Source organism: Pseudomonas sp. NMS19W (assembly GCF_051554255.1).
Taxonomy (GTDB): domain Bacteria; phylum Pseudomonadota; class Gammaproteobacteria; order Pseudomonadales; family Pseudomonadaceae; genus Aquipseudomonas; species Aquipseudomonas kribbensis.
Window position 1 is genome coordinate 2,705,900 of the sequence record NZ_CP136718.1, and the last position, 26,293, is coordinate 2,732,192.

General features: G+C 56.2%; 37 protein-coding genes. 7 read left to right on the plus strand and 30 right to left on the minus strand.

Annotated elements, in window-relative coordinates:
• Positions 1 to 3 precede the first annotated feature (3 nt).
• Positions 4 to 1,068, minus strand: coding sequence for a YncE family protein (locus tag R1A29_RS12130; RefSeq protein ID WP_438301623.1), 1,065 nt, complete (start codon positions 1,066 to 1,068; stop codon positions 4 to 6).
• Between the two features lie 37 nt (positions 1,069 to 1,105).
• Positions 1,106 to 2,965: an ABC transporter ATP-binding protein gene (locus tag R1A29_RS12135; RefSeq protein WP_438301624.1), complete on the minus strand. Its 1,860-nt coding sequence runs from the start codon at positions 2,963 to 2,965 to the stop codon at positions 1,106 to 1,108.
• Between the two features lie 296 nt (positions 2,966 to 3,261).
• Between R1A29_RS12135 and R1A29_RS12140 the strand changes: the two genes are divergently transcribed.
• On the plus strand, positions 3,262 to 3,702 hold the full coding sequence (locus R1A29_RS12140; RefSeq protein ID WP_265814600.1) for a hypothetical protein: 441 nt from the start codon (positions 3,262 to 3,264) through the stop codon (positions 3,700 to 3,702).
• 462 nt (positions 3,703 to 4,164) lie between these two features.
• Here R1A29_RS12140 and R1A29_RS12145 read toward each other — a convergent pair whose 3' ends face one another.
• The 10 genes from R1A29_RS12145 to R1A29_RS12190 form a co-directional block, all read right to left on the minus strand.
• A complete protein-coding gene (locus tag R1A29_RS12145; RefSeq protein ID WP_438301625.1) occupies positions 4,165 to 5,376 on the minus strand; it encodes a hypothetical protein in 1,212 nt (403 codons plus the stop codon).
• On the minus strand, positions 5,373 to 6,365 hold the full coding sequence (locus tag R1A29_RS12150; RefSeq protein WP_438301626.1) for a S1 family serine peptidase: 993 nt from the start codon (positions 6,363 to 6,365) through the stop codon (positions 5,373 to 5,375). Before R1A29_RS12150 ends, R1A29_RS12145 begins: the two co-directional genes overlap by 4 nt.
• Positions 6,362 to 7,969: a caspase family protein gene (locus R1A29_RS12155; RefSeq protein WP_438301627.1), complete on the minus strand. Its 1,608-nt coding sequence runs from the start codon at positions 7,967 to 7,969 to the stop codon at positions 6,362 to 6,364. The genes R1A29_RS12150 and R1A29_RS12155 overlap by 4 nt, the downstream gene beginning before the upstream one ends.
• A 784-nt stretch (positions 7,970 to 8,753) precedes the next feature.
• Positions 8,754 to 9,803: a tyrosine-type recombinase/integrase gene (locus tag R1A29_RS12160; RefSeq protein ID WP_438301628.1), complete on the minus strand. Its 1,050-nt coding sequence runs from the start codon at positions 9,801 to 9,803 to the stop codon at positions 8,754 to 8,756.
• Between the two features lies 1 nt (position 9,804).
• Positions 9,805 to 10,047, minus strand: coding sequence for a DUF4224 domain-containing protein (locus R1A29_RS12165; protein ID WP_438301629.1), 243 nt, complete (start codon positions 10,045 to 10,047; stop codon positions 9,805 to 9,807).
• Positions 10,048 to 10,083: 36 nt separating this feature from the next.
• The gene (locus R1A29_RS12170; protein ID WP_438301630.1) at positions 10,084 to 10,464 is read right to left on the minus strand and encodes a hypothetical protein; all 381 of its coding nucleotides are present in this window, start codon (positions 10,462 to 10,464) and stop codon (positions 10,084 to 10,086) included.
• Positions 10,465 to 10,515: 51 nt separating this feature from the next.
• The gene (locus R1A29_RS12175; protein WP_438301631.1) at positions 10,516 to 10,689 is read right to left on the minus strand and encodes a hypothetical protein; all 174 of its coding nucleotides are present in this window, start codon (positions 10,687 to 10,689) and stop codon (positions 10,516 to 10,518) included.
• The gene (locus R1A29_RS12180; RefSeq protein WP_438301632.1) at positions 10,686 to 11,000 is read right to left on the minus strand and encodes a hypothetical protein; all 315 of its coding nucleotides are present in this window, start codon (positions 10,998 to 11,000) and stop codon (positions 10,686 to 10,688) included. The genes R1A29_RS12175 and R1A29_RS12180 overlap by 4 nt, the downstream gene beginning before the upstream one ends.
• Complete coding sequence (locus R1A29_RS12185) at positions 10,997 to 11,359, minus strand: hypothetical protein (protein WP_438301633.1); 363 nt, start codon at positions 11,357 to 11,359, stop codon at positions 10,997 to 10,999. Before R1A29_RS12185 ends, R1A29_RS12180 begins: the two co-directional genes overlap by 4 nt.
• Before the next feature lie 85 nt (positions 11,360 to 11,444).
• Positions 11,445 to 11,771, minus strand: coding sequence for a hypothetical protein (locus R1A29_RS12190; protein WP_438302034.1), 327 nt, complete (start codon positions 11,769 to 11,771; stop codon positions 11,445 to 11,447).
• 106 nt (positions 11,772 to 11,877) lie between these two features.
• On the opposite strand from R1A29_RS12190, the gene R1A29_RS12195 reads away from it, so the two are divergent.
• A complete protein-coding gene (locus tag R1A29_RS12195; RefSeq protein WP_438301634.1) occupies positions 11,878 to 12,228 on the plus strand; it encodes a hypothetical protein in 351 nt (116 codons plus the stop codon).
• 75 nt (positions 12,229 to 12,303) lie between these two features.
• Here the strand turns inward: R1A29_RS12195 and R1A29_RS12200 are convergent, their stop codons facing one another.
• Positions 12,304 to 12,705: a hypothetical protein gene (locus R1A29_RS12200; RefSeq protein ID WP_438301635.1), complete on the minus strand. Its 402-nt coding sequence runs from the start codon at positions 12,703 to 12,705 to the stop codon at positions 12,304 to 12,306.
• Positions 12,706 to 12,875: 170 nt separating this feature from the next.
• Here R1A29_RS12200 and R1A29_RS12205 point away from each other — a divergent pair, with 170 nt between their 5' ends.
• The gene (locus tag R1A29_RS12205; protein ID WP_438301636.1) at positions 12,876 to 13,361 is read left to right on the plus strand and encodes a hypothetical protein; all 486 of its coding nucleotides are present in this window, start codon (positions 12,876 to 12,878) and stop codon (positions 13,359 to 13,361) included.
• Here the strand turns inward: R1A29_RS12205 and R1A29_RS12210 are convergent, their stop codons facing one another.
• Positions 13,362 to 14,285 (minus strand): DNA cytosine methyltransferase, encoded by a 924-nt coding sequence (locus tag R1A29_RS12210; protein WP_438301637.1) that lies wholly within the window; start codon positions 14,283 to 14,285, stop codon positions 13,362 to 13,364.
• Between the two features lie 272 nt (positions 14,286 to 14,557).
• On the opposite strand from R1A29_RS12210, the gene R1A29_RS12215 reads away from it, so the two are divergent.
• The gene (locus R1A29_RS12215; protein WP_438301638.1) at positions 14,558 to 15,022 is read left to right on the plus strand and encodes a hypothetical protein; all 465 of its coding nucleotides are present in this window, start codon (positions 14,558 to 14,560) and stop codon (positions 15,020 to 15,022) included.
• A gap of 68 nt (positions 15,023 to 15,090) precedes the next feature.
• Here the strand turns inward: R1A29_RS12215 and R1A29_RS12220 are convergent, their stop codons facing one another.
• On the minus strand, positions 15,091 to 16,260 hold the full coding sequence (locus tag R1A29_RS12220) for a DNA-methyltransferase (RefSeq protein ID WP_438301639.1): 1,170 nt from the start codon (positions 16,258 to 16,260) through the stop codon (positions 15,091 to 15,093).
• An 80-nt stretch (positions 16,261 to 16,340) separates the two neighbouring features.
• Here R1A29_RS12220 and R1A29_RS12225 point away from each other — a divergent pair, with 80 nt between their 5' ends.
• Positions 16,341 to 16,691, plus strand: a complete 351-nt coding sequence (locus R1A29_RS12225) for a hypothetical protein (protein WP_438301640.1) — start codon at positions 16,341 to 16,343, stop codon at positions 16,689 to 16,691.
• Between the two features lie 39 nt (positions 16,692 to 16,730).
• Here R1A29_RS12225 and R1A29_RS12230 read toward each other — a convergent pair whose 3' ends face one another.
• Positions 16,731 to 17,093 (minus strand): hypothetical protein, encoded by a 363-nt coding sequence (locus tag R1A29_RS12230; RefSeq protein ID WP_438301641.1) that lies wholly within the window; start codon positions 17,091 to 17,093, stop codon positions 16,731 to 16,733.
• 133 nt (positions 17,094 to 17,226) lie between these two features.
• On the opposite strand from R1A29_RS12230, the gene R1A29_RS12235 reads away from it, so the two are divergent.
• A complete protein-coding gene (locus tag R1A29_RS12235) occupies positions 17,227 to 17,520 on the plus strand; it encodes a hypothetical protein (protein WP_438301642.1) in 294 nt (97 codons plus the stop codon).
• Here the strand turns inward: R1A29_RS12235 and R1A29_RS12240 are convergent, their stop codons facing one another.
• The 12 genes from R1A29_RS12240 to R1A29_RS12295 form a co-directional block, all read right to left on the minus strand.
• The gene (locus R1A29_RS12240) at positions 17,521 to 17,829 is read right to left on the minus strand and encodes a hypothetical protein (RefSeq protein ID WP_438301643.1); all 309 of its coding nucleotides are present in this window, start codon (positions 17,827 to 17,829) and stop codon (positions 17,521 to 17,523) included.
• An 81-nt stretch (positions 17,830 to 17,910) separates the two neighbouring features.
• The gene (locus tag R1A29_RS12245; RefSeq protein ID WP_438301644.1) at positions 17,911 to 18,375 is read right to left on the minus strand and encodes a hypothetical protein; all 465 of its coding nucleotides are present in this window, start codon (positions 18,373 to 18,375) and stop codon (positions 17,911 to 17,913) included.
• Positions 18,372 to 18,614: a hypothetical protein gene (locus R1A29_RS12250; RefSeq protein ID WP_438301645.1), complete on the minus strand. Its 243-nt coding sequence runs from the start codon at positions 18,612 to 18,614 to the stop codon at positions 18,372 to 18,374. Before R1A29_RS12250 ends, R1A29_RS12245 begins: the two co-directional genes overlap by 4 nt.
• Positions 18,615 to 18,621: 7 nt before the next feature.
• On the minus strand, positions 18,622 to 19,185 hold the full coding sequence (locus R1A29_RS12255; RefSeq protein WP_438301646.1) for a siphovirus Gp157 family protein: 564 nt from the start codon (positions 19,183 to 19,185) through the stop codon (positions 18,622 to 18,624).
• The gene (locus R1A29_RS12260) at positions 19,182 to 19,919 is read right to left on the minus strand and encodes a hypothetical protein (RefSeq protein ID WP_438301647.1); all 738 of its coding nucleotides are present in this window, start codon (positions 19,917 to 19,919) and stop codon (positions 19,182 to 19,184) included. The genes R1A29_RS12255 and R1A29_RS12260 overlap by 4 nt, the downstream gene beginning before the upstream one ends.
• A gap of 156 nt (positions 19,920 to 20,075) precedes the next feature.
• Complete coding sequence (locus R1A29_RS12265) at positions 20,076 to 20,270, minus strand: hypothetical protein (RefSeq protein ID WP_119428319.1); 195 nt, start codon at positions 20,268 to 20,270, stop codon at positions 20,076 to 20,078.
• Positions 20,267 to 20,458 carry a hypothetical protein gene (locus tag R1A29_RS12270; RefSeq protein ID WP_438301648.1) on the minus strand — a complete coding sequence of 64 codons (192 nt, stop codon included), beginning with the start codon at positions 20,456 to 20,458 and terminating at the stop codon, positions 20,267 to 20,269. Before R1A29_RS12270 ends, R1A29_RS12265 begins: the two co-directional genes overlap by 4 nt.
• A complete protein-coding gene (locus tag R1A29_RS12275; protein ID WP_438301649.1) occupies positions 20,455 to 20,859 on the minus strand; it encodes a hypothetical protein in 405 nt (134 codons plus the stop codon). The genes R1A29_RS12270 and R1A29_RS12275 overlap by 4 nt, the downstream gene beginning before the upstream one ends.
• Positions 20,860 to 21,885: 1,026 nt before the next feature.
• A complete protein-coding gene (locus R1A29_RS12280; RefSeq protein ID WP_438301650.1) occupies positions 21,886 to 22,722 on the minus strand; it encodes a hypothetical protein in 837 nt (278 codons plus the stop codon).
• Positions 22,719 to 22,904, minus strand: a complete 186-nt coding sequence (locus R1A29_RS12285) for a hypothetical protein (RefSeq protein ID WP_438301651.1) — start codon at positions 22,902 to 22,904, stop codon at positions 22,719 to 22,721. The genes R1A29_RS12280 and R1A29_RS12285 overlap by 4 nt, the downstream gene beginning before the upstream one ends.
• Entirely contained in the window at positions 22,901 to 23,086 is a 186-nt protein-coding gene (locus R1A29_RS12290; protein ID WP_438301652.1) for a hypothetical protein, read from the minus strand. Before R1A29_RS12290 ends, R1A29_RS12285 begins: the two co-directional genes overlap by 4 nt.
• Before the next feature lie 438 nt (positions 23,087 to 23,524).
• On the minus strand, positions 23,525 to 24,106 hold the full coding sequence (locus tag R1A29_RS12295) for a superinfection immunity protein (RefSeq protein WP_438301653.1): 582 nt from the start codon (positions 24,104 to 24,106) through the stop codon (positions 23,525 to 23,527).
• A 145-nt stretch (positions 24,107 to 24,251) separates the two neighbouring features.
• On the opposite strand from R1A29_RS12295, the gene R1A29_RS12300 reads away from it, so the two are divergent.
• Complete coding sequence (locus R1A29_RS12300) at positions 24,252 to 24,473, plus strand: hypothetical protein (RefSeq protein ID WP_438301654.1); 222 nt, start codon at positions 24,252 to 24,254, stop codon at positions 24,471 to 24,473.
• Between the two features lie 137 nt (positions 24,474 to 24,610).
• On the opposite strand, the gene R1A29_RS12305 is transcribed toward R1A29_RS12300, so the two are convergent.
• Both R1A29_RS12305 and R1A29_RS12310 read right to left on the minus strand, forming a co-directional pair.
• Positions 24,611 to 25,246 (minus strand): hypothetical protein, encoded by a 636-nt coding sequence (locus R1A29_RS12305; RefSeq protein ID WP_438301655.1) that lies wholly within the window; start codon positions 25,244 to 25,246, stop codon positions 24,611 to 24,613.
• Between the two features lie 192 nt (positions 25,247 to 25,438).
• Positions 25,439 to 26,254, minus strand: coding sequence for a hypothetical protein (locus tag R1A29_RS12310; RefSeq protein WP_438301656.1), 816 nt, complete (start codon positions 26,252 to 26,254; stop codon positions 25,439 to 25,441).
• Positions 26,255 to 26,293: the final 39 nt, after the last annotated feature.

The window sequence follows — 26,293 nt, forward strand, 5'->3', positions numbered from 1 at the left end:
CGCTTACTGCGCCTTGTAGGTCAGAACGGTGAAGGTGTCGGGGTGAAATGCCGGGTCGGGTTTGGGTTGCTCCCGGCTCGGTGCCGGTTGGGTGAAGTCGGCAGTGAACAGGTAGACCTGACCGCGTTGGGCGTCGAGCACCATGTTGTGCGCCCATGGCCGGGTCCCGACGCTGCCGCGCAACTGGTATTGCCCCTGAGTGTCGCGCTGGACAATCGCAAGGCTGGCGTCGGCGCCGCTGGGCACCAGCAACTGGTCTTTCACCCCATCGTAAGCCAGTGCATTCACGGCGCGGCCGAGGGGCAGGGTGCTCAAGGCCTTGCCGGTTTTCAGGTCGGCGACCACCAGAGTCGGGTCAGCGCCACGGCAAGCCACGAACAGGCGTTGAAGCGATTCGTCGACGGCCAGTGCGCTGGGTTTGCTGCAACCCTTGAATGTCCAGAATTGCTGCTGTTCAAGCTTCGCCCCTGAAAGCACGGCGACTTTATCTTCGTCGCGCATAGGGACGATGAAGTGGCCGTTTTCAAGGATCACCGGGCCGTCGAGTTTTTGCGCTGGAATGTCTACCGCATCGGTCAGGCGATCGGTCTTGGCATCGATCAGATACAGCGTCGAATGATCGCCGCGCCGGCCGCTGGTGACGATCAACCGGTCGCGACTGGCGTCGTACACAAGGTTGTTGAGGTTGCCCGAATCGAGCTTGAGCCGTTGCAGCACTTGCAGCCGATCCAGTGCCACGACGCCCAGCGTTCCATCCATGTTGGCGACATAGGCGCGGTTGCGTTCCGGTACGAAGGCGACGGCGTTGGCGCCGGTTGAGTTGTCGAGGGTCTTCAGCAGTTTCTGCTGCTCAACGTCGAACACCGACAAACCGTTTTCGCGGCGGGCGACGAACAGTTGCGCGCTCTGTGGTTGCAGGGCGGCGAAACCCCAACTGTGACCGTCACCGGGCAATGCCTTGGCAGCATTCAGGGTGTACAGCAGCGGCGCGTCGGCCTCGGCATATTGGGCGCCGGACAGGCAGACCGTCAGGACAGCAAGCGCTCGCCAGGTTTTTGCAAATACCATTCAAAACCTCAAAATTTCAGTGTTCGGCAGGAACGGATCATGCCCGGTCCATCGCTTCATCCAGCCCTTGATCTTCACCGAGAAAGCCGCCGCTCTGATGCTGCCAGAGCCGCGCGTAGGTGCCGTTTCGCTCCAGCAACTCGGCGTGGGTGCCTTGTTCGATGATGCGGCCCTCGTCCATGACAATCAGCCGGTCCATGGCGGCAATCGTCGACAATCGATGCGCAATGGCAATGACGGTCTTGCCTTGCATCATTTCATCGAGGCTTTCCTGGATCGCGACTTCGACTTCGGAATCCAGTGCACTGGTGGCCTCGTCAAGCAGCAGGATCGGCGCGTTCTTGAGCATCACCCGGGCAATGGCGATACGTTGGCGCTGGCCGCCGGACAGCTTGATGCCGCGTTCGCCGACCAGCGTGTCGTAACCGGTGTGGCCCTGGCGGTCGCTTAGCTGGCTGATGAAACCGTCGGCCTGGGCGTTGATCGCGGCGCGGTGAACCTGCGCATCGGTGGCGTCCGGGCGTCCGTAGGCAATGTTGTCGCGGATCGAGCGGTGCAACAGCGACGTATCCTGAGTGACCATGCCAATGGCGCTGCGCAGGCTGTCCTGTGTTACCTGCGCGATGTTCTGCCCGTCGATGCGAATCGTACCGCTGTCGACGTCATAAAAGCGCAGCAGCAGATTGATCAGCGTCGATTTGCCGGCCCCGGAGCGGCCCACCAGACCGATTTTTTCCCCGGCGCGGATGTGCAGGCTCAAGCCGTCGAGCACCTGGCGCTCGCCGTTGTAGTTGAAGTGCACGTTGTCGAAGGTCACGGCACCACCGGAAGGCACCAGCACGCCGGCGTCGGGCGCGTCCTGCACTTTCGGGCCTCGGGTCAGGGTTTCCATGCCGTCCTGCACGGTGCCTATGTTTTCGAACAGCGACGTCATCTGCCACATGATCCAGTGGGACATGCCGTTGATCCGCAACGCCATGGCGGTGATCGCGGCCACCGCGCCCGCACCGACCTGACCCTGATGCCAGAGCCACAGGGCATACCCGCCGGCGCCGAGGATCAGCCCGACCACCAGTGCCTGATTGACGATCTCGAACTGGCTGACCAGACGCATCTGACGAAAACCGGTCTGCTTGAAATCCTCCATCGCCGCGCGTGCGAAATGCGCTTCACGATTGGAGTGCGAGAACAGTTTGACGGTGGTGATGTTGGTGTAAGCGTCGGAGATTCTCCCCGTCATCGAAGAGCGTGCATGGGCCTGTTCCTGCCCGACCTGTCCCAGACGCGGCACGAAGTACAGCATCGCCAGCCCGAACAGGGCGACCCAAGCAAGAAAGGGCAGCATGAGCTTCAGGGCAAAACCACCGGCCAGGGCGATGATCGCAATGAAATAAACGCCGATGCCGGGGGCAATTTCGATCAGGGTGAACAGCACTTCGCGTACGGCCAGCGCGGTCTGCATCACTTTGGTCGTGACCCGGCCGGAGAATTCATCGGAAAAAAATGAAAGGCTTTGCCGCAGCATCAGGCGATGGAAATCCCAGCGCAGGCGCAGCGGCAGATTGATCGCCAGAATCTGGTGCTGGACCATCGTGCGCAATGCCACAAGACCGACGCTGGTGAGCAAGACAATGGCGATGCCCCACAGCACACGGCTTTCCTGACCGCTCACGGCGCCGCCGGCCTGCCAGGTCGAGAGCAGGTCCACCACTTGCCCGAGAAACGAAAACAGCCAGGCTTCGTAGATCGACACACTGGCACTGAGCAGCGCCAGCGCAAGCACGTAGCCACGGGCACCCCGGGTGCAGGCCCACAGAAAACGCATCAGGCCAACGGGCGGTGGCGGCGCCTCGTCGGGCGGAAAAGGATCGAGCCTGCGTTCAAACACGCGAAGCATAAGGGTCTCCGAAATGATCAGGTTCAGGGGAGTATGCCATCTTCGTCGCTGGCCCCGGATAGGAGGACAGCGATCGCTCGGCCATCTTTGACCATTGGTCAGTTCTCAATACTATCCAGCAGGGTAAAGACTATTTTTTATCCGGGTCAGCGAAGTGACAGCAGCCCTTGGGAAACAATCACTTTAGTTGAGCCCGGTGACGCAGCTTTCAGGATGGATCTTGAAAGGCGCGGAGCATCGTTCGCTCGATGCGTAACGGAGATCCCGCGCCTTTTCACTTGTTAAGGAGAACGCAGATGGCAAGCAATCGAGTACTCGACACCTCAGACAAAACAGCGCTCGTCGAAGCCGAGGTGTATCGCTGGTACAACCTGTTTTTCCCGTGGTCACGGGGCATGTCTTCGCAATCGGAAGGCGCCATAAAACCTTTGTACGATGCGCTGGCGGACGATTTTCGCGTGGTGCTCACGGATGGCCAGATCATGGAACGGGCCGACTACTGGGAGCGACTCTGGGGCCTGCATGGCAAGCGTGCCGGAAGCCCCGAATCGCATATCACCAATCTCTCGATCACGCCGCTACCCGGTGGCTTCTTCCTGACGGTGTTCGATCTGGTCAAGGACGGGATCACCAAGAAGAAAGTCGACTCGGCGCTCATGCGACTTGATGAGAACTCACCATCGGGTATCTCGTGGATTTACGTCCATGAAAGCGAGCATGAGAGGGCGGCCGCGTAAGGTTTCCTGACTTCAGCTTGTGCACCGGTCGCGGTGTCAAATCGCCGCGACCCCGAGTTTATTGGGGACAGATTTATTTTCTTTTCTCATTCTGGTCTGAATTCGTCCCCAGTCTGCTGTGCTCTGTCACGCTTTGCCAAAACCAAACATTGAACACAGCCAGCCTGCCGACTTCCGTTTACGAGTTTATTGGGGACAGATTTATTTTCTTTTCTCATTCTGGTCTGAATTCGTCCCCAGTCTGCTGTGCTCTGTCACGCTTTGCCAAAACCAAACATTGAACACAGCCAGCCTGCCGACTTCCGTTTAGGAAGAGCGGGAGGGGGGCGGAAATGGCCAGAAGGGTGCGGAAACGATCCAGAAAGACCGAAGTAGCAATCGAAAATCCCGGAAACGACAAAGGCCCGAGTGATCAGGGCCTTGTCGTATCAAATCTGGCGAAGGCGCCACCTGTCCGGACCTTCAGTTGTGCGAGATTTGATCGAACAACTTCTTGCACATACTCTTCACGTTGCTTGGCTTATCCTTTAGGTTGAGCAGGCTGGGGGTTAGGTCACCGAAAGGCGAGTGCGTTTTTCTATCCTCTGCGTCATAGGTTGCCATCGCAGCAGTGGCCTCTTGCGCCGCCCGGTTAATATCTTCGGAGGCAGTTGCATTGGCACACTCTTGCAGCTTGGCCTGTACCGTCACATACGCCGCATTGCGCTTAACGATCGCATCGTTTTCCTTGGCCGTTGCCTCGTTCTGGTTTGCGCTGCGAACAGTCGGAATGAGCCGGTTGGCGAGATCTGCGTTGGCTGCAGCGACCACTTTCGGATCGCTGAGCAACGACCCCATGAATGTCAGAAATGCTTGTTCGCCCTGTGATTCGGTCATCAGCACCGACAGAGTCAGCGGTTTGACGGTATCCTCTCGTCCGACTGAGAACCAGGCGGATTCATAGGGACTTGATGTTTTACCGTTGACTGCATACGTACGAGTACTTCCCGGTTGAAATGCCCCCAATGCCAGGGTGGCGCCTGGGTTGTCGTCGAGCGTCGGCTTGGTACCGGCAGGCGTGAAGGCGAAGAACAGCGCGATATTGCGTTCCTCACTCGGACGTAGAAATCGGGTATCAATTGGAGCCAGGAAGGTCGCTTTTCCAGGTCGAATGGCGAAGGTAAGTTTGTCCAGAGAAGGAACAATCTGCCCTTCAAACAGAAAGTCCGGCATATCGGTCAGGTACAACCCGCGCTCTGCAAATTTCGTCTTGGTATCGCTCGGCCAACCTGAGTTTTTCGGAGGGGTCCACCCCTCGGCTGATGTCCCTGAGGTAAGAAAGCGGCCTCGAACGACCTGGATGCATTTCGGGAACTGATTCTGTGGTGTCTGGAAGTTGCGAGCACCTTGGATTTTCCAGGTCTTTGACTCTCCGGCCGCAGTAGCAGCCCTGCCCAGATAGTTGACTCCCTGACTGATTGCCGCTGCGACGCCTGCAGCTAACAGATCCCTTGTGCCGTTATCCTGGTCCTGGATCTTTGGTTCGGGCGGGGGAGGGATAACCATGCAATCGCCGACTGCAATCTGAAGTCCGGCCACTGGACCAGCATCTTTAAATTCCTGTTGGGGCTGGTGCGCGCAAGCGGCCAGAAAAAAGGTGCCGGCGAGCAATGTTGCGGGATTTTTTTTATTCATATTCCTGCTCCTTGATGTTGTACGTCCAACTCTGTTCCTTCTACTGCGTTAGGGCCAATCACGCTGAAGGTGGGTGATTTACAGGTTGCTTTTCCTTTCTGGCAATCGTTGACCCATTCGCTGTAGTGCGAAGCCTTGGCGTAGACCCCGGGTTTGCCCTTTCTCGCACAGCCGTCTCCCCAACTGACGATACCCGCGAGATAACGGTTTCCATCAAACATCACCGTCAAAGGTCCACCGCTGTCGCCTTGGCACGAGTCCTTGGGATCTGAGTCTTTGGCGAAGCCAGCACAGACCATGTAATCAGTGATCTTGCGGTGGTAGCTTGTACGGTCATTGCAGGTGCTGTTGGAGACAATCTGCAGATTGATGTAGCGAAGTTTGCGCACCCCCTGGTCGCCGCCCGATATAACGGTTCCCCATCCAGTGACCCTGGCGGATGCCTGGCTGGCCAACGCCTTTGGCTCAGCCTGCGTAGGCAGTACTGGAATGGCGCGGGAAAATTTTCCACTGCCCGATGAAGCCAACTGCAGCAAGGCAACGTCATGTAGGGGCGGTTCACCGGAAAGGTAGTGGGGATGGACGATGATTTTTTGTACTTCAACACGCATTGCGCCGCCGTTCGGGCCGACGTCAGTGGCGCCGACCAGCACGCTGACCTGAAACGGTTGAGTGTTCTTATCGACGCAATGCGCTGCGGTCAGCACCCAAGTGTCGGCGACCAGCACACCACCGCAGAACGGGCGTCGGTCCGGGCCGAGGTTGTCACTGCGGATCAAGGCTACCTGCCACGGATCATCGCCGAGCCTCGCTTCATCGCCTCCGATAATTCTGGGCTCTAGCAACTGTACTCCGTAACGATCTAGCAAATAGTCATTGCGAAGTGAGTCGGAACCAGTGGCCTCGGCGGGCCAATTCCACGGGTCAGCCTGCAAGGTGTTGTCGGCGCAAAGTAGCAGGAGTGCCACAAGCAGAGTTCGACCCTTCATTGCGTACCCTCTCTCATGAGGTTGATGCTCACGGTATCCTGCAGGACGTCGGGGCTACTGAGTCGCAAGGCCACACGCGACCGTGCGATTCCTTGAGCCTCGATCAGCGCTCGAAGTCGCAGCCCTCGGAGCATGGCGCTGCGCGAGGCTTGTATTGGGTTCGGATCAGTGATCACACCCACCTTGACTTCAATGGTGGCTCGGCTTTGCTTCAGTTGCTCACGCCAGCGTTGAAAGGTAGATATATCGTTCTGGGTTGGCCGATTGCCTGATTCAAGGCGGATGACTTCGGTAGGCTTGTCCTGACGTTTGACGCTGCCAACATAGCCGATCTGGCCATCCGGCAGCATTACCTGCGCCCAGCCTCGAGGCGTCTTGCTCTGCAGGACCTCGACCTGCTGCCCCTGCTTGAGATAGGTGAGCGCTCGGGATCCGCGGCTGTTGGGTATATCCCTGACCGTGATGTCGTAGCGTGCAAAGGCGGTGGTGTTTATGTGGGTGTTTACCGAGGGAATCTTGAGCGATCCCGCCAGCAGCCCAACGTCGCGCTGACTACTGTTGGTGAATGCGCTGGTCACCACGCGTGTACTTTCCAGTTGGGTCAGGTGTTTGCGGGCAGCGGTTGTAAACGGCCCGGCCGGATAGTTGTCGATGAACAGTGGAAGTGCCGAGACCAACTCATCGTCGGTAGCATTGGTAACGGTGTAGAACCAGTTTTCCATCTCGTCCTTCGCTAGATTCTGGTTATCCATGAACATGATCTGGCCGGAATTGAAGGACGCGATCAAAGGTTCCTGCCGACTGTGTGTAAGGCGTGCAACGACTCCGCTGGTTGAGCTGAATACCTGGTAGGCAGGCTGGTTCTTTGTGGTCAACAGTTGCACCAGACTTCGGGTGAAAATGCTGCCGGACTTCGGGTCGTCGCCAAGCAGCAGGCTATAAGAGGGTCGCCCCGCCTGCGCGGCGAAGTAGACAAGGAAACCTTTGGGTTGCCTCAGGCTATCCGACCCTGTCTCTTGGTACTGATTGCTGGCAATTGCTCGCACAGGCTGTATCGGTGCAGGCTTCTTGGGATCCAGGTGCTCTTCTTCAGCGATGGGTGTCGAAAAAGGATTGCTCCTGCAGGCGTCAAGGATGATGACCGTGGTACCGGCTCCCGTTTTTTGAATTTCCGCTACCAGGTAGGGCAGGCTTATGTACATTGCTGTCTCATCGCCCGGCGGACTGAGCTGCGCATCTGCAGGTACAAGGTAGTTGGTCCTGTCGACTTCGATGCCATGCCCGCTGAAGTACAGGATGGCGATGTCGCCAGGGTGCAGGCTGTCTCTGAATTTTTCGAACAGATCCAACAGGTCATCGCGACCCAAATGGTCATCGGACAGTGGTCGCATTATATTCGTTTGTGGGTCTAGCTTCTTGAGGGCTTGTGAAACCAAATCGGCGTCGAATGGCGGGGTGGTCAGCGGATTAGCGTGCTTGTAATTGCTAATGCCTACAACGAGCGCGCGCTTTACTGGCGCTATTCGTTCCTGAGCCCAGGCCGGCAGACTGGCCAGCTCCGTTTCGGTGGGGGGACTGCAGATCAGCGAGCGATGCTCCGGCATAGAGTGCTGTTGCGGCGAGCCAAAACATCGGGCCTCGATGCTTCCGTGCACAGCGATGAAGGTCTGTCATTCTGTGAGGCCTTACTGGATCCTGTTAGGAAACAAGATTAGCCAGCAAATGGCCATCAACCAGCGATGGATAGATTTGCTTGTGCTTGTTTCAATCGCGTTGTTTTGCATGTGTTGTAGCGCTTGTTCTGCAGGTATCCAGCGAACATTTGGACACGTTCTTGCAGGTTTGAGGCTTGGGGTGCGCGTAAATGAATGCATTGCTTTGGAGGCCGCATAGACATGCAGCGATTATCGAGTCGAGTTTTCAGATTCCGAGATAAATTCTGATGTCTTCTGACTGTCTGCTTTTGGCCGGTTTCGGATTTTCACGACGAGCAGCTTGTGGCTGGAGACAGCTTCTCGACATCACCGAATACCCATCAGGGTTAAGTGCTGAGTTTCATGATCCGGGCAGGAAAAGCCTGGATGAATGGGAGAGTTGCGGAAAAGACCAGAAGGTTGCGGAGGCGATCCAGTAAGACTGGAGTGACAATTGCAAACCCAGAAACGACAAAGCCCTGAATAATCAGGGCTTTGTCGTACATAAGATGGCGGAGGCGATGGGATTCGAACTCATGGACCTGTTACAGTCGACGGTTTTCAAGACCGTTATAAAAAGCCATGCAGGCCGTGGCTTTGGGCCTATTCGGCGTCCGAAAACGGATGCTTAACGGCGCCTCTACAGGCCGCAAACTACAAGGGGGCGACGTTTAGTTTTAGGACTGATTTAAAGTCATTTTGTAGGCTTCGCGACAGCACCGACGCGCCGATAAACTCGCTCTGTTATGTCGCCTTTGGTATGACCCAGCAGAAGGCTTGCGTCTTCGATGCTGGTGATTTCCGACGCCGCTTTTGGTCGAATATCGCGGAACTGGAACTGACGGATCTTGCTAGCCAGAACAGCGTCACCCATCTCCGTAGCGGCTTTTGCCGCATCCTCCCTGGCATCGTCCCACCTGTGCCGAAGCATTGACGTTGTCACCCTTCGTCCTTCCTCAGTCAGAATCAGATACGGCGAGCTATGTCTCTCGTTCCGCGCTTGAATTCCCCGAATCAACACGCCAAATTCTGTTTCGCGCCCCTCCACCTCGAGCAAGATCCGGAGCTTTTTGTGGGTCTTGTTCTGCACGACGCTGAGTGCGCCGCCCTCAATTTCATCTTTCCTCATAACCAACACATCAGCCGGCCTTTGACCGCTCAGATACGCTAGGTCCATTGCGGTCTGTAGCTCTTGGCAGGCTTTTTTGTACACCGCACTCCAAACCGCATCATTCGCGTAGAAGTCTCGCGGTTTCTCCTTGTTTTTTCTGATGCCTTGGCACGGGTTCTCCCTTACGGTAAGCCCCCATTCACGCGCCATGTTGAAGACGTGGGACAACGTGGCAATTTCTCGGTTTGCACGTACCTTTGCGCTTCTGGCATCGCGATATTGGGCGATCTGTGCTGGAGTGATCGCGTCGATCGGTGCTTCGTCAAAGTAAGGACGAAGTTGGCGCAACTCTGCCCGGTTGTCCTTTTGTGTGCGCTCGCCTTTCTTGGGAATGATGTCGCGTTCGTACCGATCAAAGATTGCCCGCATGATGCATAGATCTAGAGGCTTGTCCTTTGCCTCAAGCTCTGCCCATTTGAGGCGTGCCAGGTTCAGATCCCCACCGAGCGAGACCTCCTTTCCCTGCGTGTTGAGATAGTAATAACTGACCCAGATGCTCCCGTTCCGGCGAGCCCTCTGCCTGACGTACATGCGGGGCGGGAGGTTTCTGTTTTGGGTTTTCCTTGGGCGCATATCACCTCACCTTTGAAATGTCTGGAGTCCAAGCGGGCGTGGCTGCTGGTGGCGGCATCAGCGGAACCACCTGCAGAGTTACGCCCAGCTTCATGCGCACATATTGACGGCCAACAAGCGGGCGTCCGCTACGGCTCTCAACGAAGGTCCAGCCACGATCGAGCAGCCATCGGCGCTGCCAGCCCCTGGCTTTGTAGCCTGTCAGCTCCGCCAGCTCATCGTCGGAGAGTATTTCGGTTTCCATAAGATTCTCCACGCCGCCGGCGGCAGCAAAAGGTGGTTATTCTGTTTTTGTTGGGAACCACTGGGTGTCATATTCAAACTGAGGAACCAGCTCGGCAGTGATATGTGGAATTTCACGTTCAAGCCGGCGCGCTTCGTAAGGGCTGACGACGAAGTCCGCCGCAACCTCTTCGAACCGGTTCTTGAATATGGCGATCAGGTGATCTGCCGCCCGTTCGAACTGCTCTTCACGAAAGTACTTGTCGATCACTCCGCCACGGCATACCTGCCAAACGATGCGTTTCGGCTGCGCTTCGGCCGCACTGATCTTTTCTTTGATGATGTCGCGGGCAGCCCGGGGCTGATCGAGCGATAGGGTGGCGATAAAGTCGGGAGTGCTGATTTGTTGAATTGCGGTATCGCAGTTCGCTGCAGACATACGAATTCCTCGCCCGCCGTACACCGGCAAGCTGTTGAGTTGGGTGAGGGGTTATGAGGGGAAGTCGCGAAACGACTTCTCAATTGCAAGGTGGTCGAGATAGGCCGAGGCCATAATCACGGGCGCTGCGATGAGCCCGAGACCCTCATTGAAAAAGATGGCGTACCAGAGCAGGACGCCGCCGATGAGCGTGGCAATAACGCTCAGTACAGCCCAGTAGTTCATCGCAGCAACTCCTCTGGGACGTTGAGCGTGGTGCCGCGCTTGGCGAAGACCACTGCGCGGAACACTGCGATGGTCCGGGTTTCGCCGATCTGACGGTTGAACGGATCGTTGGTCATGTCGGCCAGCCACGGGTGCTGGTGACCAACATCGACCCAGACGCCGTACTTAGTGATCAGATACTCGGCGTCGGGCATGGCGAACAGATTCAGCTGGCCGGTGCCGGGCTGCTGGTCACCCTCGATCGCGTTAATTGCCCAGTCCAGTGCCTGGCCGGTCAGTTCCTCAGTGCGGACGCTGACCAGGCATCTCATCGCGGGCGCCACTTGGCTAGCTCGGCCGCTTCACAGTCGGCCGCCAGCTTCAGCAGATTTCGCGTGGTCGGTCTGAAGTTTCCAGTATCCGGGCAATCTTCAAAGCGGTGTCCGGCCGGGAATAAATCGAAAGTACCACGCCACTCCCAGTTCATCTTCCAGTCTTCCCACACGGTGTAGGCATCTTGGCCTTCGCCCCAGTAGTCCAGGCCGCCGCCAACGCTTGGGTAGTGGCTGACGCGGACACCCTGCTCGTAAGCGCGTTCTGAAATATCCTCATCAATCCAAGCATCGCGATACAGCGCTGGATGAATCAGCACCAGTCGCTTGCTGAGTTTCTTCTCGATTCGAGCTTTCATCGCTGTGGCCCTCGATAGATGAGCAAGGCCATGTAGAGCGGGGCGCCTCCCGCGAGAACGGGAAGCAGGGCGGGAGTCAGGAAGATCATGGCGTCACCTCGCGGCGTGCCCACCAGCAGACCGGGCCATTGTCAGTGTCGTGGATCGAAAGGCAGAACCAACCTTCGCCTTCAGGCTTGTCCGGATCCCAGTAGCTGCAATCCGAATCGCCTGCATCGAAGTAACGGTCAGAGATTGCTTGGTCGCTGTGGTACTCAAGCTCGACCATTTTCACTTGCAGGCCTTGCTCGGCGATCCAGGCTTTGCATTTCTCCTGATCGCCCTCATCAAAATCTGGCAGGTCAGGGTGTTGGAACATGCCATCCTCATCGCGCACGACGGTGGCTGGCTCAATCAGTTTTATCGTTTCCATGGGCATGACTTCGTCCTTGCCGCTATAGCGGCTGACTTTGAAGGGGAGGGAGTTAGTCGCGGGGAATTGCAGTGGTATGCTGCGCTTTTCCCAATGAGTGGCTTGCATGAAATTATTAGTAGGGATGCTGCTGGCAATTACGTTGACGGGGTGTATGGCACCGACGATGAACGAGGCGCGGCAAGAGGGTCCTTATAAAACTCTCATCACTAGAAAAATAGATAAAGACGTCGCTCAATGCATTCAGTACGAGTGGCAGAACCAATCGCTCTTTGGGAATATTTCTGACGCATATTTGCAGCCAGCACGCGATGGCGGTTTCACCGTATATACCGTTGGGCATGAATATTTTGTTGATGTGAAAGGCACTGATTCGAAAACAGAAGTAAAGTACTACGTAGCTGGCAAAACTTGGATCGCCAAAAAACGCTTAGAGGGGCTAGCATCCTGTCTTTAGTATGAGTTTTGGTCTTCCGTCCTAGCTTCGCTCATGGCTCGTCGCACTCCATAGAAGGCGTGTGCACGATGCCGATCAGGAGAAGTCCGGATCTGGGTTGTGTGCTGCGATCATTTTCGTGTGGTCACGCAATTGATCAGGCTGCTTGCCGAGGTGGTCTTCGAGGAACTGCTCGGTGAAGGGTTTTGGTGTGGCCGAAGTTTCGTCGCAAAGTGCCAGTATCCAGTCGACCCACTCCTTTCGCTGCGCGTACCTCGGTTCATCATCACCTGGCATAAATACCTCGTGATGCCGGCCGCGATTGATTGATCGAACGGCGCTGACCACCTCATCAATCCGCTGATCCGCTGCGTTCAGGCGCTGCTGCAGAGCGTCACGCTCGGCGGTGAGTCGCGAAACATCATCCTCAACTGTAGCCAGCCTGGTGTCGCGTTGGTATTCGTCAAAGCGGCGCTGCGCTTCTTCGTCGCCACTCAAGCACCCGCAGCGATATGGGTGTGCCGTGTAGTCGATATGGCACAGACGGTCAGGATAGCGCTTTAGCTCGGCGCCGGTCGCCAGTGCCGGCAGCGGCTCGGACGGTTTTTTTTTCTGTGGGCATGTGGACACCTTGGTTGTACATTTGTCAGTTTTGAAAGGAGAGGTAAATGAGCAAAGAGCGTTTGGAGCAATTGGCTACGGAGTTTCGAGGGATACTCAAAGGCGCTATCGATAACGGACTTGATACTCAGTGCTCATTAGGTAAGGATTTTCCGAGAGGATCTTGCGATGACGCGTCTCTGCTACTTGCAGCTTTCCTAACCGATAACGGCCATCCTGGCGCTTTGCGGGTTCAAGGGGAGTCTGGCGGTGACAACGAAGAGCTTGGTTCGCATGTTTGGCTCCAACTGGATAGCTTCATGATCGATATAACGGGTAGCCAATTCAGGGAAAAGGGTTACGCCCAGCCGGAAGTGCTGGTGGCGGAAACAGACAATTTTCTATCGACCTTCACCGTCGAAGAAGTGCTAGATATCGCCGATTTTCGTGAAAAATTTTCCCGCCCGATTGATCACGTCCGTCGAACGTTAGGCTGGTTCAGCAGTACCTATTCCGACCTTATGACCTTCCGGGAGCTTGGGCGCTTTGATTAATCAGGCAGCTTTCAGAAGTGCCTCGATAACACGCTGACCAGCCAGCGGCGGTACCGCATTACCGGCCATGTGCATTGTCAGGCGGTGGTTGTCGGGGCGCAGGGTGTTAGCGGGGAAGGACATCGCGGCCAGCGCTTCATTTGCAGAAAGCATGCGCATCTGGTCGCCGCGCACGAGGGCCCATCGGTCAAGCGTTGTGATGGTGCCGATCGGTCGATTGATGTCGCGACCGGTCAGTCCCGAGCCTTTTCCGTAGTAGGGCATGATGAACTGGTCGCCGAAGCGTTCCCGGCCGTTTCTGACCCGGTCAAGCGTGGCCTGTGCGCGCCCCGGCTTCTCGATTGATGACCAGCGGCCGGCGTCGAACTCAAGGAAGCTGGCGGCTGGTACGTGCTGGCGGCGGTGCAGCTCGAGCATTAGTGGCGACTTACTGCGCGTACACACCAGAAAGAGCCGGACGCGGTGCTGAGGCACACCGAGGTCTGCGCAATCCACAACATGGGGCGCGATCATGTAGCCCAGCGCGGCCATGGCCTGAGACCAGGCCGGATACAGCGCCCAGTCCGTGAACTCTTCGACGTTCTCAACCAGAACAACTTCGGGGCGGTGGAACTCGGCGGCAGAAACCACGGCCCAGGCTGTCGAGCGGGAGGCATCGTGTTGAGCGTTGCCTGACTTCTTGCCGCGCGCTTTCGAGTGGCCCTGGCAGCATGGCGAGGCCAGCATGATGTCGTGGGCAGGGACCTTCGACCAATCTGCCTGATGCAAGTCTTGGCAGACGTGTATCGCTTCTGGGTGGTTGGCGCTGTGCCATTCGACGGCGACCGGCCAGTGGTTGGCCGCCCAGATTACTTCAATGCCAGCATCTCGGGCACCGGTTGACCATCCGCCGAGGCCGGCGAACAAATCGATTGCAGTGGGCATGTGCGTCCTATGCCGGGGCATGCCCGGGCGGTGGAGTAGGGTGGCTATTTGATATTCAGCGCGTTAGGGTCTGAGTAGAATTTCTAATTGTTTAGGGGATGGTATTGGAAAGGTCTTTTTTCGAACGAATTGCTCGATACACCATTTGGACGATGTGGGTATTGCTTGTTTTGGGTTCTACACTCTGGCTGCTTGTGGGGGCAGTTGCATATTGGGTTCGCAGCGGGTGGTTGCCCGGTGATGCGGCGGGATGGGCGCAGGCGATTGGAGCCATGGTCGCCATCGTTGTTGCGATCGCTATTCCTTACTATCAAAATTACACGCAACAGAGACAGCGTGAGGACTCAGCTCTGAAACAGCGGCTGGATGGAATCAGCGCAACTTACGCACTGATGAATCACGTAGCCGAAACCCACAAACGCCTGGTATCAGTCTTTCTATATAATCGCAAGTGGGCAGATCCTGAGCGTCAATCGGTTTCGCACGATCTTAAACAGTCAGCGGCAATGCTACGTGAAATCCCTGTCACCGCTTTATCAAATGAGATGGTTCACTTTTTGGTTGCCTTGCGCGAAGTTAGCAATTTTGGTGAGTTCATAGCGGAAAAGCTCACGCAATATCCAGAACCAATAATACTTTTAGACGTTGTAAATAAAGTTAAAGCTAACGCCGCATTGATTGATCGATGGATGAAGGAGCTTGATCTATTGGAGCAAGATGCGAGATCTAATTCGTGATTCCACTTTCTTGCCTCGACGAGGCAATCTCCGTGCAGTCTCTGGCTTCGCCAAGGTAGGGTGATTGGTTATTGGGGTTCAGCGCACGCAGCATCGAACAGCTCGAGCTGATCGCTTTCAATCGCCTCCTCTGCCACCCGCGAAAATTCGTGCTCAATTCTCGCCCGGGCGATCGCCACGTACTGCTCGTCAATTTCGCATCCGATGAAGTGGAAGCCTTCGCGAATTGCGGCCTTGCCTGTGCTTCCGCTGCCCATGAATGGATCGAGCGCCACGCCGCCGGTAGGCGTCACAAGGCGCAGCAGGTAGGCCATTAGGTCAGTCGGCTTCACCGTGGGATGGCTGTTGCCGTTTCGAATACTCCACTCAGCCGTCTCGCAGTGGCGCATGGTCGCGTCCCTGCCGACAGCGGGGGAGTCCGAGCTGATCAGTCCTTCATTTCGGTCTTTGCGGCTGGTCTTGGCGCAGTAGAAGAACCGGGCGGCGCTCCCACTATCGTCGTGGAAGGCGCCGGCAACCCGCTCTCGCATGCCGCTGTACTTGACTGAGCCGCTGAAGCCATTGGCCGTTGGTTCGTTGCCAGTCACCTGCGCCGCTGCGCCCGCTTGAGTGGGGAACAGTGCGACGACCTCGTCGCTGCCGTCATGGATAAGGTTTGCCGGCCATCGTCCGGCTGAATGACCGCCGGCGATCGGGCCTGGCGCAGATCCCCCTGAGGCGAAATTGCCGCCCTTGATGGCTCCATTGCTGATCCGCGCCGTGTCTTCTCCGGTGCTCACTCGGCTCCGATCGATATTCAGTGCGCCCGTTCCGTGGGCGATGACGTTGGCGGCGACTGTTCCGGAGAAAGGTTTGCGAGCAACGGTGATTGGCTCGAGCGCAGGTTTTAATGCTGTACCCCAGCCAGCGTGCGAACCGCCGAGGTTGTGCGACTTCGGAAAGCCCGACCCGTATACCCAAGCAATCATGTCTCGGATCTCGAAGCCGGCATCCTCGATACGGACTGCCATTCGGTGCTGGGTGCGCGTTCCGGCGAAGGCCAGCAAGTGACCGCCTGGTTTGAGAACGCGCAAGCACTCAGCCCAGACTTCGGTCGTAGGAACGTCGTAGTCCCATTTCTTGCCCATGAAAGACAGGCCGTATGGCGGGTCGGTGACCACGCTGTCGACGCTGCAATCGGGCATCCGACGCAGCAACTCAAGGCAGTCGCCGACCAGGATCTGGTAAGAGGGTGGCATAGGGGATCCTCGCCGGCTGGCGTGATTCGTAGAAGTGGGGTATTTGTGTTCGGCCCGGCATGGGGCCGGATCAAGGAGTGGTGTTGAATTTTTTAAAGCTGATACTCGCAACGAGCGTCGTTGCATCGAGTGCCCAAGCATTTGCTTACGGTGAAATGCAAAGTCTTCCAGGGTCGCAAATACTCGCTGCAGGAGATATTCAGCAGATCACGTGTCCAATTGGCGGGAAATACGACTGCCTTTCGTGGCCTCATGACCTCTTTGAGCTGACCGGCGAAAATGTGTGCTTCACGACAAGCGCGTCATGCGGATACAGCTGTGAAGGGTTCATTGCTCAGAAAAACAATGTGCAGACTCTGTATGTGCTGGGCAGCTACCCAAAGCTCAGTAGTGCGAGCATTCAGTTGTTCAAGTGCCCGAGCAAGTTCTAATCGGTCAGCTTGCATTTATTGGCACAAACGAGCGTTGGATCAGGCGCGGCGCACTTTGAAATGCAACATCGCCTTGATGCTGTGGAAGTAATCCTGAAGCCGCTCGTAGGCCTTGTATTTGGCCTGACTGCGAGTGGCTGCCCACACCCTGACGAGGTCTTCGCGGGCTTCCCGATTCCAGTCGAGGTCGTCCCAGTCATGCTTGAACGGTAGGACCAACCACTCTTTGAGCGGCAACGTCTCGGCCATCTCCCCGTATTGCATTTCATGGGTCGGGTGATAGTTGCTGATCCGTTTCTTCGGGTCTTCGTCCAGTACTACACCGATGTAGTGGCCGCGATCCGCAAGAATGGTACCGGGCTTACCGTAGGCGATGACGCGGCGGCCGATTTCGGCGGGCACTTGATAGTGCTGCCGGACATATGTGCAGTTGTGGCTCGTGGATTTCTCCAGTCAGGCGCCGCCCTCCGTGACCGGTGGTGGCGAATAGTTTTGAAGTGGGGTAGGTTTGCGAATCGACAAAAGGAGTCATTCGATGCGCCAGAGCAGCCAAAAGCTTTCCGATTTTTTGAGACGCTATTCGTCAGCTAAAGAAAATGTTCGACGTCATGTCTCGCAGCAGGAGTCGGACGTGAGAGTTGGAAGCCAATTCGGAGTGGTTGAGGATGTGCTCGTCTTGGTTTACGAAGAAGATGGAAGCCTCGCGCATGAAATCCTGATAGATGAGCGGGTCTTGGTCGAGCGCTTGGGCACTGCGGATATCACTGTAGCAAAGGCCCTTGAAGTGGGGCGCGAGGAAGCTCGGCGCCTTGCCGGTGATTTCGATTAATTACGCTTCGACGCCGGTCGCGGCAAATTCCTCAAGCTGCCGCGACCACTTATCCTTAACGACTATTTCCGGTCGCGACATGCTGGCGAACCGTTCCGAATCCTCGGCAGGCGACGCAGCTAGATTGATGATGAACGTCGAAACCGTCTCTTGCCATTCCTCGAAGTCGTGGCGCTCGCCGAGAATAAGCAGGGCGTCATCAAGCGCTTTCGAGACAATCAGCGAGCGCTTCTCGGCGCCGATCCGCTCGAGCAACGCCTTCTCCTTGGCGCGCTTGTCCTTCTGCAATTGCGCGTTGCTCTTGGCCATGGCCTACCTCTTCAATTCCGCTGGCTGGCAAGTCAAGCCAGGTCTGTCGGCGGCGCGTGGCCGTCCGGTTGGTGGTTCTTTTCACGCTGCGACCTTCGCCTGATTCCAGGCGCCGGCGGCGTAGAACAGCTTCGCGGCTTGCGTCTCTTCCAACGTGATCTCGGCAGGGATGGCGATCCACCCTGAAGCGAGTATGTGGTTCGGGTTGCAGCCGTTTCGCAGCTCCAGGTAGTAATGCTCGATCGCATCAGTCAGGCGCTCGACCTTGTACATGCCCTGCGGCGAGATCTCCGTGGATTTGAGGTACTCGGTGCCCAGTTCATCGCGGCACATGGCGGCGATGTAAATGGTCCAGTGATAGGAGAAGTCGAAGAGGGCGTTGGCTATCGCCAGACTCCGGATCTGGCGGCAGTTCTTCCAGTTCACCATGATCTGGCTTCCGCTCGGGTCGATGTTCACCACCGCGACATGGTTGGTGCTGAGCAGCGCCCGGCAACTACGCTCGGCCCGGGCGAAACCGTTGTTGGGTTTGCGTTTCGATTTCATAGCGAGTCCGCCATCTTGCGCAGCGCCTTTCGTTCAGCTGCCGATATCGGCTTCGGGCGCCGCTTGAGGACCGTTTCAGGGTCTATTTTGTTGGAGCGCTTGGCGGGCTCTGGATTGATTGGCGGGCTTTCAAGCTGATCAATCTTTCCATTGGCGGCCAAGTACTGGGCGATCTGGTCGGAAAGGGCGGCGGCAGCGCCGCGCCGCTGCTCGACCAGGTTGAGATGGTTGCTGATCATGCTGGCCTCACTTGATCCGGATCGAACTTTCGCCGCGCTCAAGGTGCGCCCAGGCTGGTTCCGGTAGCAGTTCCTGCTCCGCGTCTTCGCCGGCTTCGATGCGCTTGCGGATAGCGTCGTTGTGATCACGGATTTCCTTGAGCTTCGCCGCAATCGACTTTTTGTCAGGAGCGAACACAGTCTTCGTTTCGATAAAGTCATCGGGGATCTCATCCTCCTTATCGACGATCACCTTTTCCGGTGCCAAGGCCAAAGTGATCGTGAACAGCGGGCGCTTGATCGACTTGATCGACGCGGCCTCCATGTTCCTACGCAGGTAATCACTGATTTGCGTAACGCTGTTTTTCTTCACTCGCTTGAGCTCGTTCAGGCGCTCGACCTCTTTATCGATGGCGTCGATATCGCTCTCGATGTTGCGACGCAGCATGACGATGTTGTCGGCCTTCACCTCAAACTCGCCTTGGATCTCGTCCATTGCATGCTGCAGGGCTTCTTTCAGGCCCTCGTCATCGGTGTCGGCCATTCCCTGAAGTTCGGCGAGCTTGCCGGTCAGTGCGTAAAGTTGAGTCATGCTGCGTTCTCCCGCTCAGCTGCCTCGGTGATTCGTTTCCACTCGAGCGAGACTCGCTCGGCGCCCTTGGTGTCTTTGCGAAGGGTCAGTTTGCGCACGGCAACGTCGTGTATTTTCTTCAGCTCCTGAGCGGACTGCGCACCGCTCATGGTTTCGATGACCGACTTGATGTACTCCAGCCGCTCTTGTTGCTGGCGGTCGACCTCTTCCTGCCTGTCTTCTGCCTTGGCGATCGCAACCTCATCACGCACCGTCTCTACATATGCGGCGTCATCAAACAGTCCCATGTGGATGTCCGCGGCGAATCCGAGCGGCTGGAGGCATTTACCGATTGCATCTGTAAGCGACTTCTTTGCCGCCTCCCAGTCGGTGATGATCTTGCCTTGCTGCAGGAGTACGAACGGCGTGTGCCCGTAGTGCGTCACGGTGCATTTCTGTCCCCCTTCGCCCTGGTACCAAAGCTCAATTCTCACCGTGTGGACTTTCGCGTTGATCAGTGGCGCGGTGGGCCATTCCTTGGTTGGTGCCTGCAACGGACCGCCTTCGTCGAATCGCTCCTCAAGAATCGTCCAGCCCCAGCCTTCACCGCACGGGCCGAATACTTCAGTGGCCTTACGCATCAGGTAGGTCGGTTTGATGGCTGTGCCCTTGAAGCCGCCCATCCCGGTGAAGTTCTTTGTGGCACTTGGATCGGTCGTGTTGACCTGATCCCAGATCCGCGTATTCGTGGACATGAGGAATCCTTGCCGCGCCCAGCGCAGCGATTGAATGCATGGTTTATTGAGTGATGCGGTCGGCGAGGGCGCTGAGCAGCATCAGGAAGGTGAAAACGCCAATGGCGGAGAACGAGCCGCGCCGGATCAGAATGCGGCGGGCAAGCTGGCGACCGGTCACGGCCGAACCTTCACAGCGATCCGTTTGCCCTTCATGGACGGCGCCAGGCGTTGCGGGAGGTTCGAAACCAACTCCTCGCGCTTGCGACCGATCACCTCGTTGAAAGGAAGGCCGAAGCCGAGCAAAGCGATCTTGTTTTCGATGTCGTCGAGTTGCTCATCGATCAGCGATTTAACCGGTGCCGTACTCATACAGTCTCCTTGCGCTGCCGACAGATGTCGCGCAGCCGCTCGCAGTAGTGGTTGAACTCATCGATGGTGATGGCGCCGTCAGTGAAGAGGCGGGTGATCATCTGCTGTACAAGCAGCCCTGTTTCCTCATGGGCGTAAGGGGCGGTTACGCCATCAAGAGCTTTGTCGATCAGGATATGCGGGCTCAAAAGCCGCACTCCTGTTCAACGCGATCACTTTCGCGTTTTGCATCGCGGTACTCGTTGGCGTGCACCGCGACCAGGTCGCCGGCCAACGCTCGAACGATCAGCGGGTCGCCGCCCACGGCTTCGACGGCCCAGGCGTGCAAGATCCCGCCGTCGCCGCACCGGACAAGCTCAATCAGGATCTTCTCGATATACCGGTCTGGATCTGGGTTCGCGGCCATGTGATCCGCCAGCGCTTCCGGCAAGTGGTCGGCGTTCACCAGAACCTTGCTTCGGCCCACCGGATTTGGCGCTTCGATATGGCGTCGGCGCAGCAGATCGTCGACCGACTCGGCCAGCCATTCCTGGCCAGCCTCCGTATCGAGAAAGTCGTCTTTGGGGATGAGCTTGCGTAGAGCTGACATAGTCGTCTCCAGGGTGGCGGGGCGTTGATTCAACAAAACTCGGATGCACTCATCCGCTCCGCTGGTTGCCGTTGGGCGCAGAGGGGAGTGCATTCGGGTGGTGTCGGGTAGGTGTCGGGAGGGAAACGATATGGCGGGGCAGGGGGCCGACGGTGGAGTCTTAGTCCGAGCCGCCGGCAACGAGCATGGTTACGCTACGGTGCAGATCCAGAGGTGGTTGTGCCGGTATGGCGCGCGGGTAAAGTGGACATCTGAAACGAGATTCATACCTCGCTCTTGCAGTGCTTCGGTCAGTTGTACGAGTGTCTCTGCTTGGATAGTCATTGCTGTCACCTCGTCAGATTTACTGCGTTCATATTTCCTGACTTAAAAGGCAATTTACTAATTCATTTTTTCTACATTTGCGATTGGTCTAATCCCTACCGCAGAGCGCTCCCTGACTGTCCCCTTCATCTGAGATTTAGGGCAGGGAGAGCTCTGCGCTAGGGACTTTTTCAGACAACAGACGAGTGGTATTTCGTCAGTGACAAAAGCGTTTGTGGAAGTGGCCTGCTACGATCAAAGAAAAACCGGAGCGATTGTGATGAGCGCGAGCAATCTTGGTTCGATGCGACAGCTCAGAAATTCCCTGAGTAAAGAACGCAGAGATAAGGAATGGCCTGAAGCGACCTGTGAATGTTGCAAGACGCCGTTCCGCTATCATTGCACTTGGGTGCCCGCACCCATTATCTGCAGGTTTTGCCGACTAGAAGGGAAGGTATCTTCTTGATTTTGGGCAAGGTTTTCGTGAACAGCTTCCCGTTTGTGTCAGGTAGTATTCGCTGTTGAAACTCTCTTGCTAGGTAGTGGCCAACTTTCAAAGTTGCATTGGAATGTCGGTCCTGACCAAGATGCTCAACTACGTCCGCCCATTCGCATACAAACAGTTGGCTTGGATCAGCTTTTTTCATGGGGCGCCGACATTCCGATGCAGCCTCGTTCGAGACGATCGGGCAGTTAAAAGCAGGCTGTCGTGGCGATGGTTGTTCAGTCGTAAATGCCGTAGCTGAAATCATCCTCATCGCAGTCGACGACAATCTTCGAAGAGCCGAAGTAGAGCGCGGCGACCATTTTTTCGAAGGCTGTACGGAATTTCAGGGTCTGGCTGATCTTCTCGTTGTCGATTTTGGCGGCGTACACCGAGCCAACCTCATGACCTTTTTCGTTTCGGTCTTTCCCATGACGGTCGAAGCTGATGTGGATCGCGTTACCGAGCATGTACTCGCTGCGCTCGGAGCTTCGGGAATAGGTTGAAATCCCGTGATCCTTCGGTTCCTTGTCGAAGTAGATGTGCATGCCTCCGTAGTCGGATGGCTGGAAGCGAATGTCCGGAGCTTCCCAGTGATCTTCGGCTGCCGACTCTTTGTGGTCTTCGACGAAGGCTTCCAGGAGCGCCTGTAAGCTGATCACTTCCGGCATCGCATCTTTGTTCAGCACCTCATCGATCTGCTTCTGCGCGAGGCGAACCATGTCAGCTTCGACGCCGCTGTTTTCCCACTTCTCCTTCAAAGCAGCAGCGACCATCGCGTTGTAGCGGGTCAGCTCAAAAATTTCGGTCAAATTGGCTGGCAGCGCGGCCTTGATTGCCTCCTCGACCTGCTTGCCCATTTCGCCGTAACGGCCGAAGCAACTGTCGACCACGCTGGTGAACATCTTCTTTACATGCTCATCGATGATTTCGACTGGCTTGTCGCTGTTTGCGAAAGCAGTGACGCGCTCGGCGAGCAGCGCTTGAAGTGTTTGTTCGCTCATTTGATGCTCCGTGCTTGATCGGTTGATTTTCCGTCTGGCCCTGTCGCCAAGGCCAACCGGTGAAATCGTCATGCTGCGAAAAGCTCTTTCTGTTTAGGTTCCGGCATCAGGAAGGTCACCAGTTTCTCGGTCGGCCATTCCGTAACGTCGGTCCAGTCGGAGTGCAGAACTTTGAATTCGGTCGGGTGTAGCCACCGGCCTTGCTGCTTGTCTGGGCTGATGCAGAATTTGAAGCCCTGGTCGCGAAGGCTCATGCAGCCGCCTTGCAGTCGGCCGCCGTCATACGCTGTCCATCTTCCAGCTCAACCACGCCCACGCCGTTGGTGTAGCCGCGCTCGGTGTTGATGCGGTTCGCCTCGCGAATGCAGGTGTCCAGATCTGCGTCCGCAAACACCTCGCGCTCTCCGGCAAGGGTGATACGAAGTACTTTGTTCATCGTGTTGCCCTCGGTTGTTTTCCCAATGCACCCGACCAATCAGCGACTGGGTGCATCAGTGAAAAATTCCGTGTTGCTCGCACCTCCTACCAGGTCATTCGCCAGTTCGGTCAACACCTCGTCCGCCGTCGCAGTTCTGCGCGTTGGTAGCCTTTCGGGGCTATCGGATCGCCGGTCGCCAGTAGTGGCAGCGCGATTTTGTTCACCTGACTTCATCTCGCCCCACAGGTATGGCCGGGGCTGACCTCCCAGCGTGAGCCGGGTAATCGTTTATGGCGCGGGTTGTTAAAGAGCGGCGCGGCTTTCGCTGCTGGGCCGTTGCTGTTTGGCTTGCGAATAAAAGTAGCAGTGCTGTTATTAAATGTAAATAGCGCTGCTGATAATAATTTCTGCGGGCGCAAAAAAGCCCGCACATGGCGGGCTTGGGAAAAGCGGGGTTCAGTCGAGGATTGGTGGGTATTTTCCGCTTACGGAATCCCGGTACATGATTTCGCTGAAGAGCCTCGGCTCATTCCGAAGGAGCGCTGAGGCTTGTTTGGCTTCGTCCTTCGTTTCAAAAGGGCCGGCTCCAACTGCCGCGCCAATCATTGGAACAACTGGCAGGCCTAGCGCCTTGATCGCCTCGATGGTGTTTAGCTGCTCTGCACCTGCCTTACAGGGTACCGATGCGACCCACCCGTTTCGGAGTCGTGGGGCCTGAATAGCTTCAATATCTGCACCGCAATGCTTGCACTTGATGGCTGCGCTCTTTATCGTTTCGGCGCAGAAAGGGCAGGCTCGCTCGGCCTGCGCGCCGGCCCCTAGCGCCAAACTGTTTTTTGGTTTTTCTGTGTTTGCGGAGGAAGCCCAAACCAATGCGACGACCCATCCTAGAAACGTCCAGCCAAGGAAAAGATTGACTAGGAAAATCGACGTTCCATTGAGGTGCTTCCGACTTGAGGCAACGAATGTGGGCAGGAAATAGAGTACGAAGCCAACCACCAGAAACAGAAAGCCAGCCGTAGGACTTCCACTATCCATATCGTAAAACCTGATCCATTGAGGGAGACGCGGATTTTACCATTCGTGGCTGTGCGCCACCATCTTCTGCACCGTCAGTCGCTGCCCCTGAACAAGCCAGCGAAAGGCATGCTCTACTCACCCAAAGTCCATAAGGTGAGTCGCCATGAAAGAAGAACGAAAGCAAGAAGCACTGGCCACGTGGAATAAGCTGCTGGAGGATCCAGAAATCCGGATGGGCGCCGAGGAGCAATACGACGAACTGCTCAAAATGGCCGATGCGATGGAGCAGGGCGGGCTGATTACTGCTGCTGAGTGGCGTCAGCTCGTGCGGAAGGCCGGAGAGATGTTCGCCCAGGCAACTGAAGGGCTCGAGGGCGGAACGTAGGACAGAAAAAAGCCCGCCGTTCAGGGGAGAAGTTGGCGGGCTTGGGCTTCCAACCCGCGCGGAAGGGCACACGCATTGAGGATAGACCAATGAGCAGGGATTGCCAGAAACAAGAAGCCCGGCGCTGGGCCGGGCTCTTATTGTCGGGGAGGCAAAATCTGACCGTAATTCTCGGGTAGCGCTTTGTTCACCTTTCCGGCAGATGGAACTGCTTTCATTTTTATTCCAGCCGAGCGCTTGGCTGCGTTCACTACCAATTCGCCTCTGAGGTGGTGCAGGGAAAGCATCCCCTCGAACAACCCAAGCATTTTTACCATAACGAAGCATGTGGTGCTGGCTATGAGAAAGCAAGGAATGCTGGAGTACGTCAGTCCGTGCCACTCTTGGGTGAGACCATCAAGACGCGTCTTCATTGCGGAGCTAATAATAATGATCAGCATTGCAAGAATGGAGCAGCTGAGAAGCGCGATCCAGTAATGTTGCTGCTTCGTCAATGAGCGCGTTAGGCGTTCAGCCTCACTGGGATTCAGTTGATCAGACTGAAGAAAGTTCGCCGTTATCGGCATGACTTGTACGACAGCTGCGCAAAGGAACCCCAAAAAAGCGATCAGGCCTTCTTTCATGTCGAACCAGAACGCCAGTGGCGTCCAGTAGGCTGCTGCGACCCCTGACGCAAGGGGAGGATGATCGCAGCGAGCTTGGAGATCACGATGAGCCGCATTTTGCCTACTCAGGTATTTTTCCGTTTGCCAGAAAATTTGAATACGCTTCAACTGTAGCACGCTGCACATCTATGGGGTCTAAAAGCGTACCAATGATCTGGTTGTCACCATCCTGAGCCTTGATGAGGCGTATAGAAGCGTTATGGTGCAGTCGAATTGACCCGTCAGCTCCTATTTTCCCACCCTTTGCTCTGACCTGGAGCTGGCTATCAGGCAGATTGCGTAGTCCTGTTTCAAGTTGCGCTAGCGCAACGCGATCGATTTTCCTTTTTTCGTTTGAAAGCCGATATGGACTTGAACATTCAGCTCCGCATCAGGGGGGACTGTTTCCATTAATGATGCCACATTAGCGTCCCCGCCCAGCAGTTCGCTCAATATCTTCCGAGCTGTCGCCCAACCTGTCCGCCTGCCGGTGTCAATCTGGCCTGTTTGGGTGACTTCACTAATCCTTTCAACAGTCTGAGGCGGATCATCAGGCACAGTCGGAGGTGGCGTGGCCACGCCGCCAATGATGATTTCCTGAATATCCTCAAGATCTCCACCCACTTCATCTACATCGAATTTAGCGTTCAACGTTATAGTGGCAGTCGCCGGCATGATTGAAGTCTTACTCTTAAGCAGCCACGACAGGTACTCCTCAAACTCAGCAGTTTTAAGCGACATGCTTTGGACGATAAATGCATGATCATCTTTAACCATCCAGAACATTTCGGAATGCACATACTCTGATTGTTCGGGTGCACGCAATTGATGAACTGGAACGAGCTCGGCAGTTTCATCCGCAGTCTGGCATAAGGCCTGAAGGTGACCTTTCGTGAAGTGAAGAATGTCGCCAAAAACGAATGAGGTTTGTTCGTTTGAGTCGTTATACCAGTTGATGAACAGACTATCGTTACCTTGTTCATAAAGCCTTTCAAGGTAGCGATTTTTGATTGTACTGCCAGACGGTCCAGTGGACTCCATCGCCGACCTGATCATCGACTCCAGAGTGACTGGTACACCATCAGGACGGGAAAATTTGCGGTAGTGGATCGTTACAGGCTTGCGTTCCGATGCCATTTCGACGTTCCTTTGCTATTCGAGTAGTTGAATTTCTAA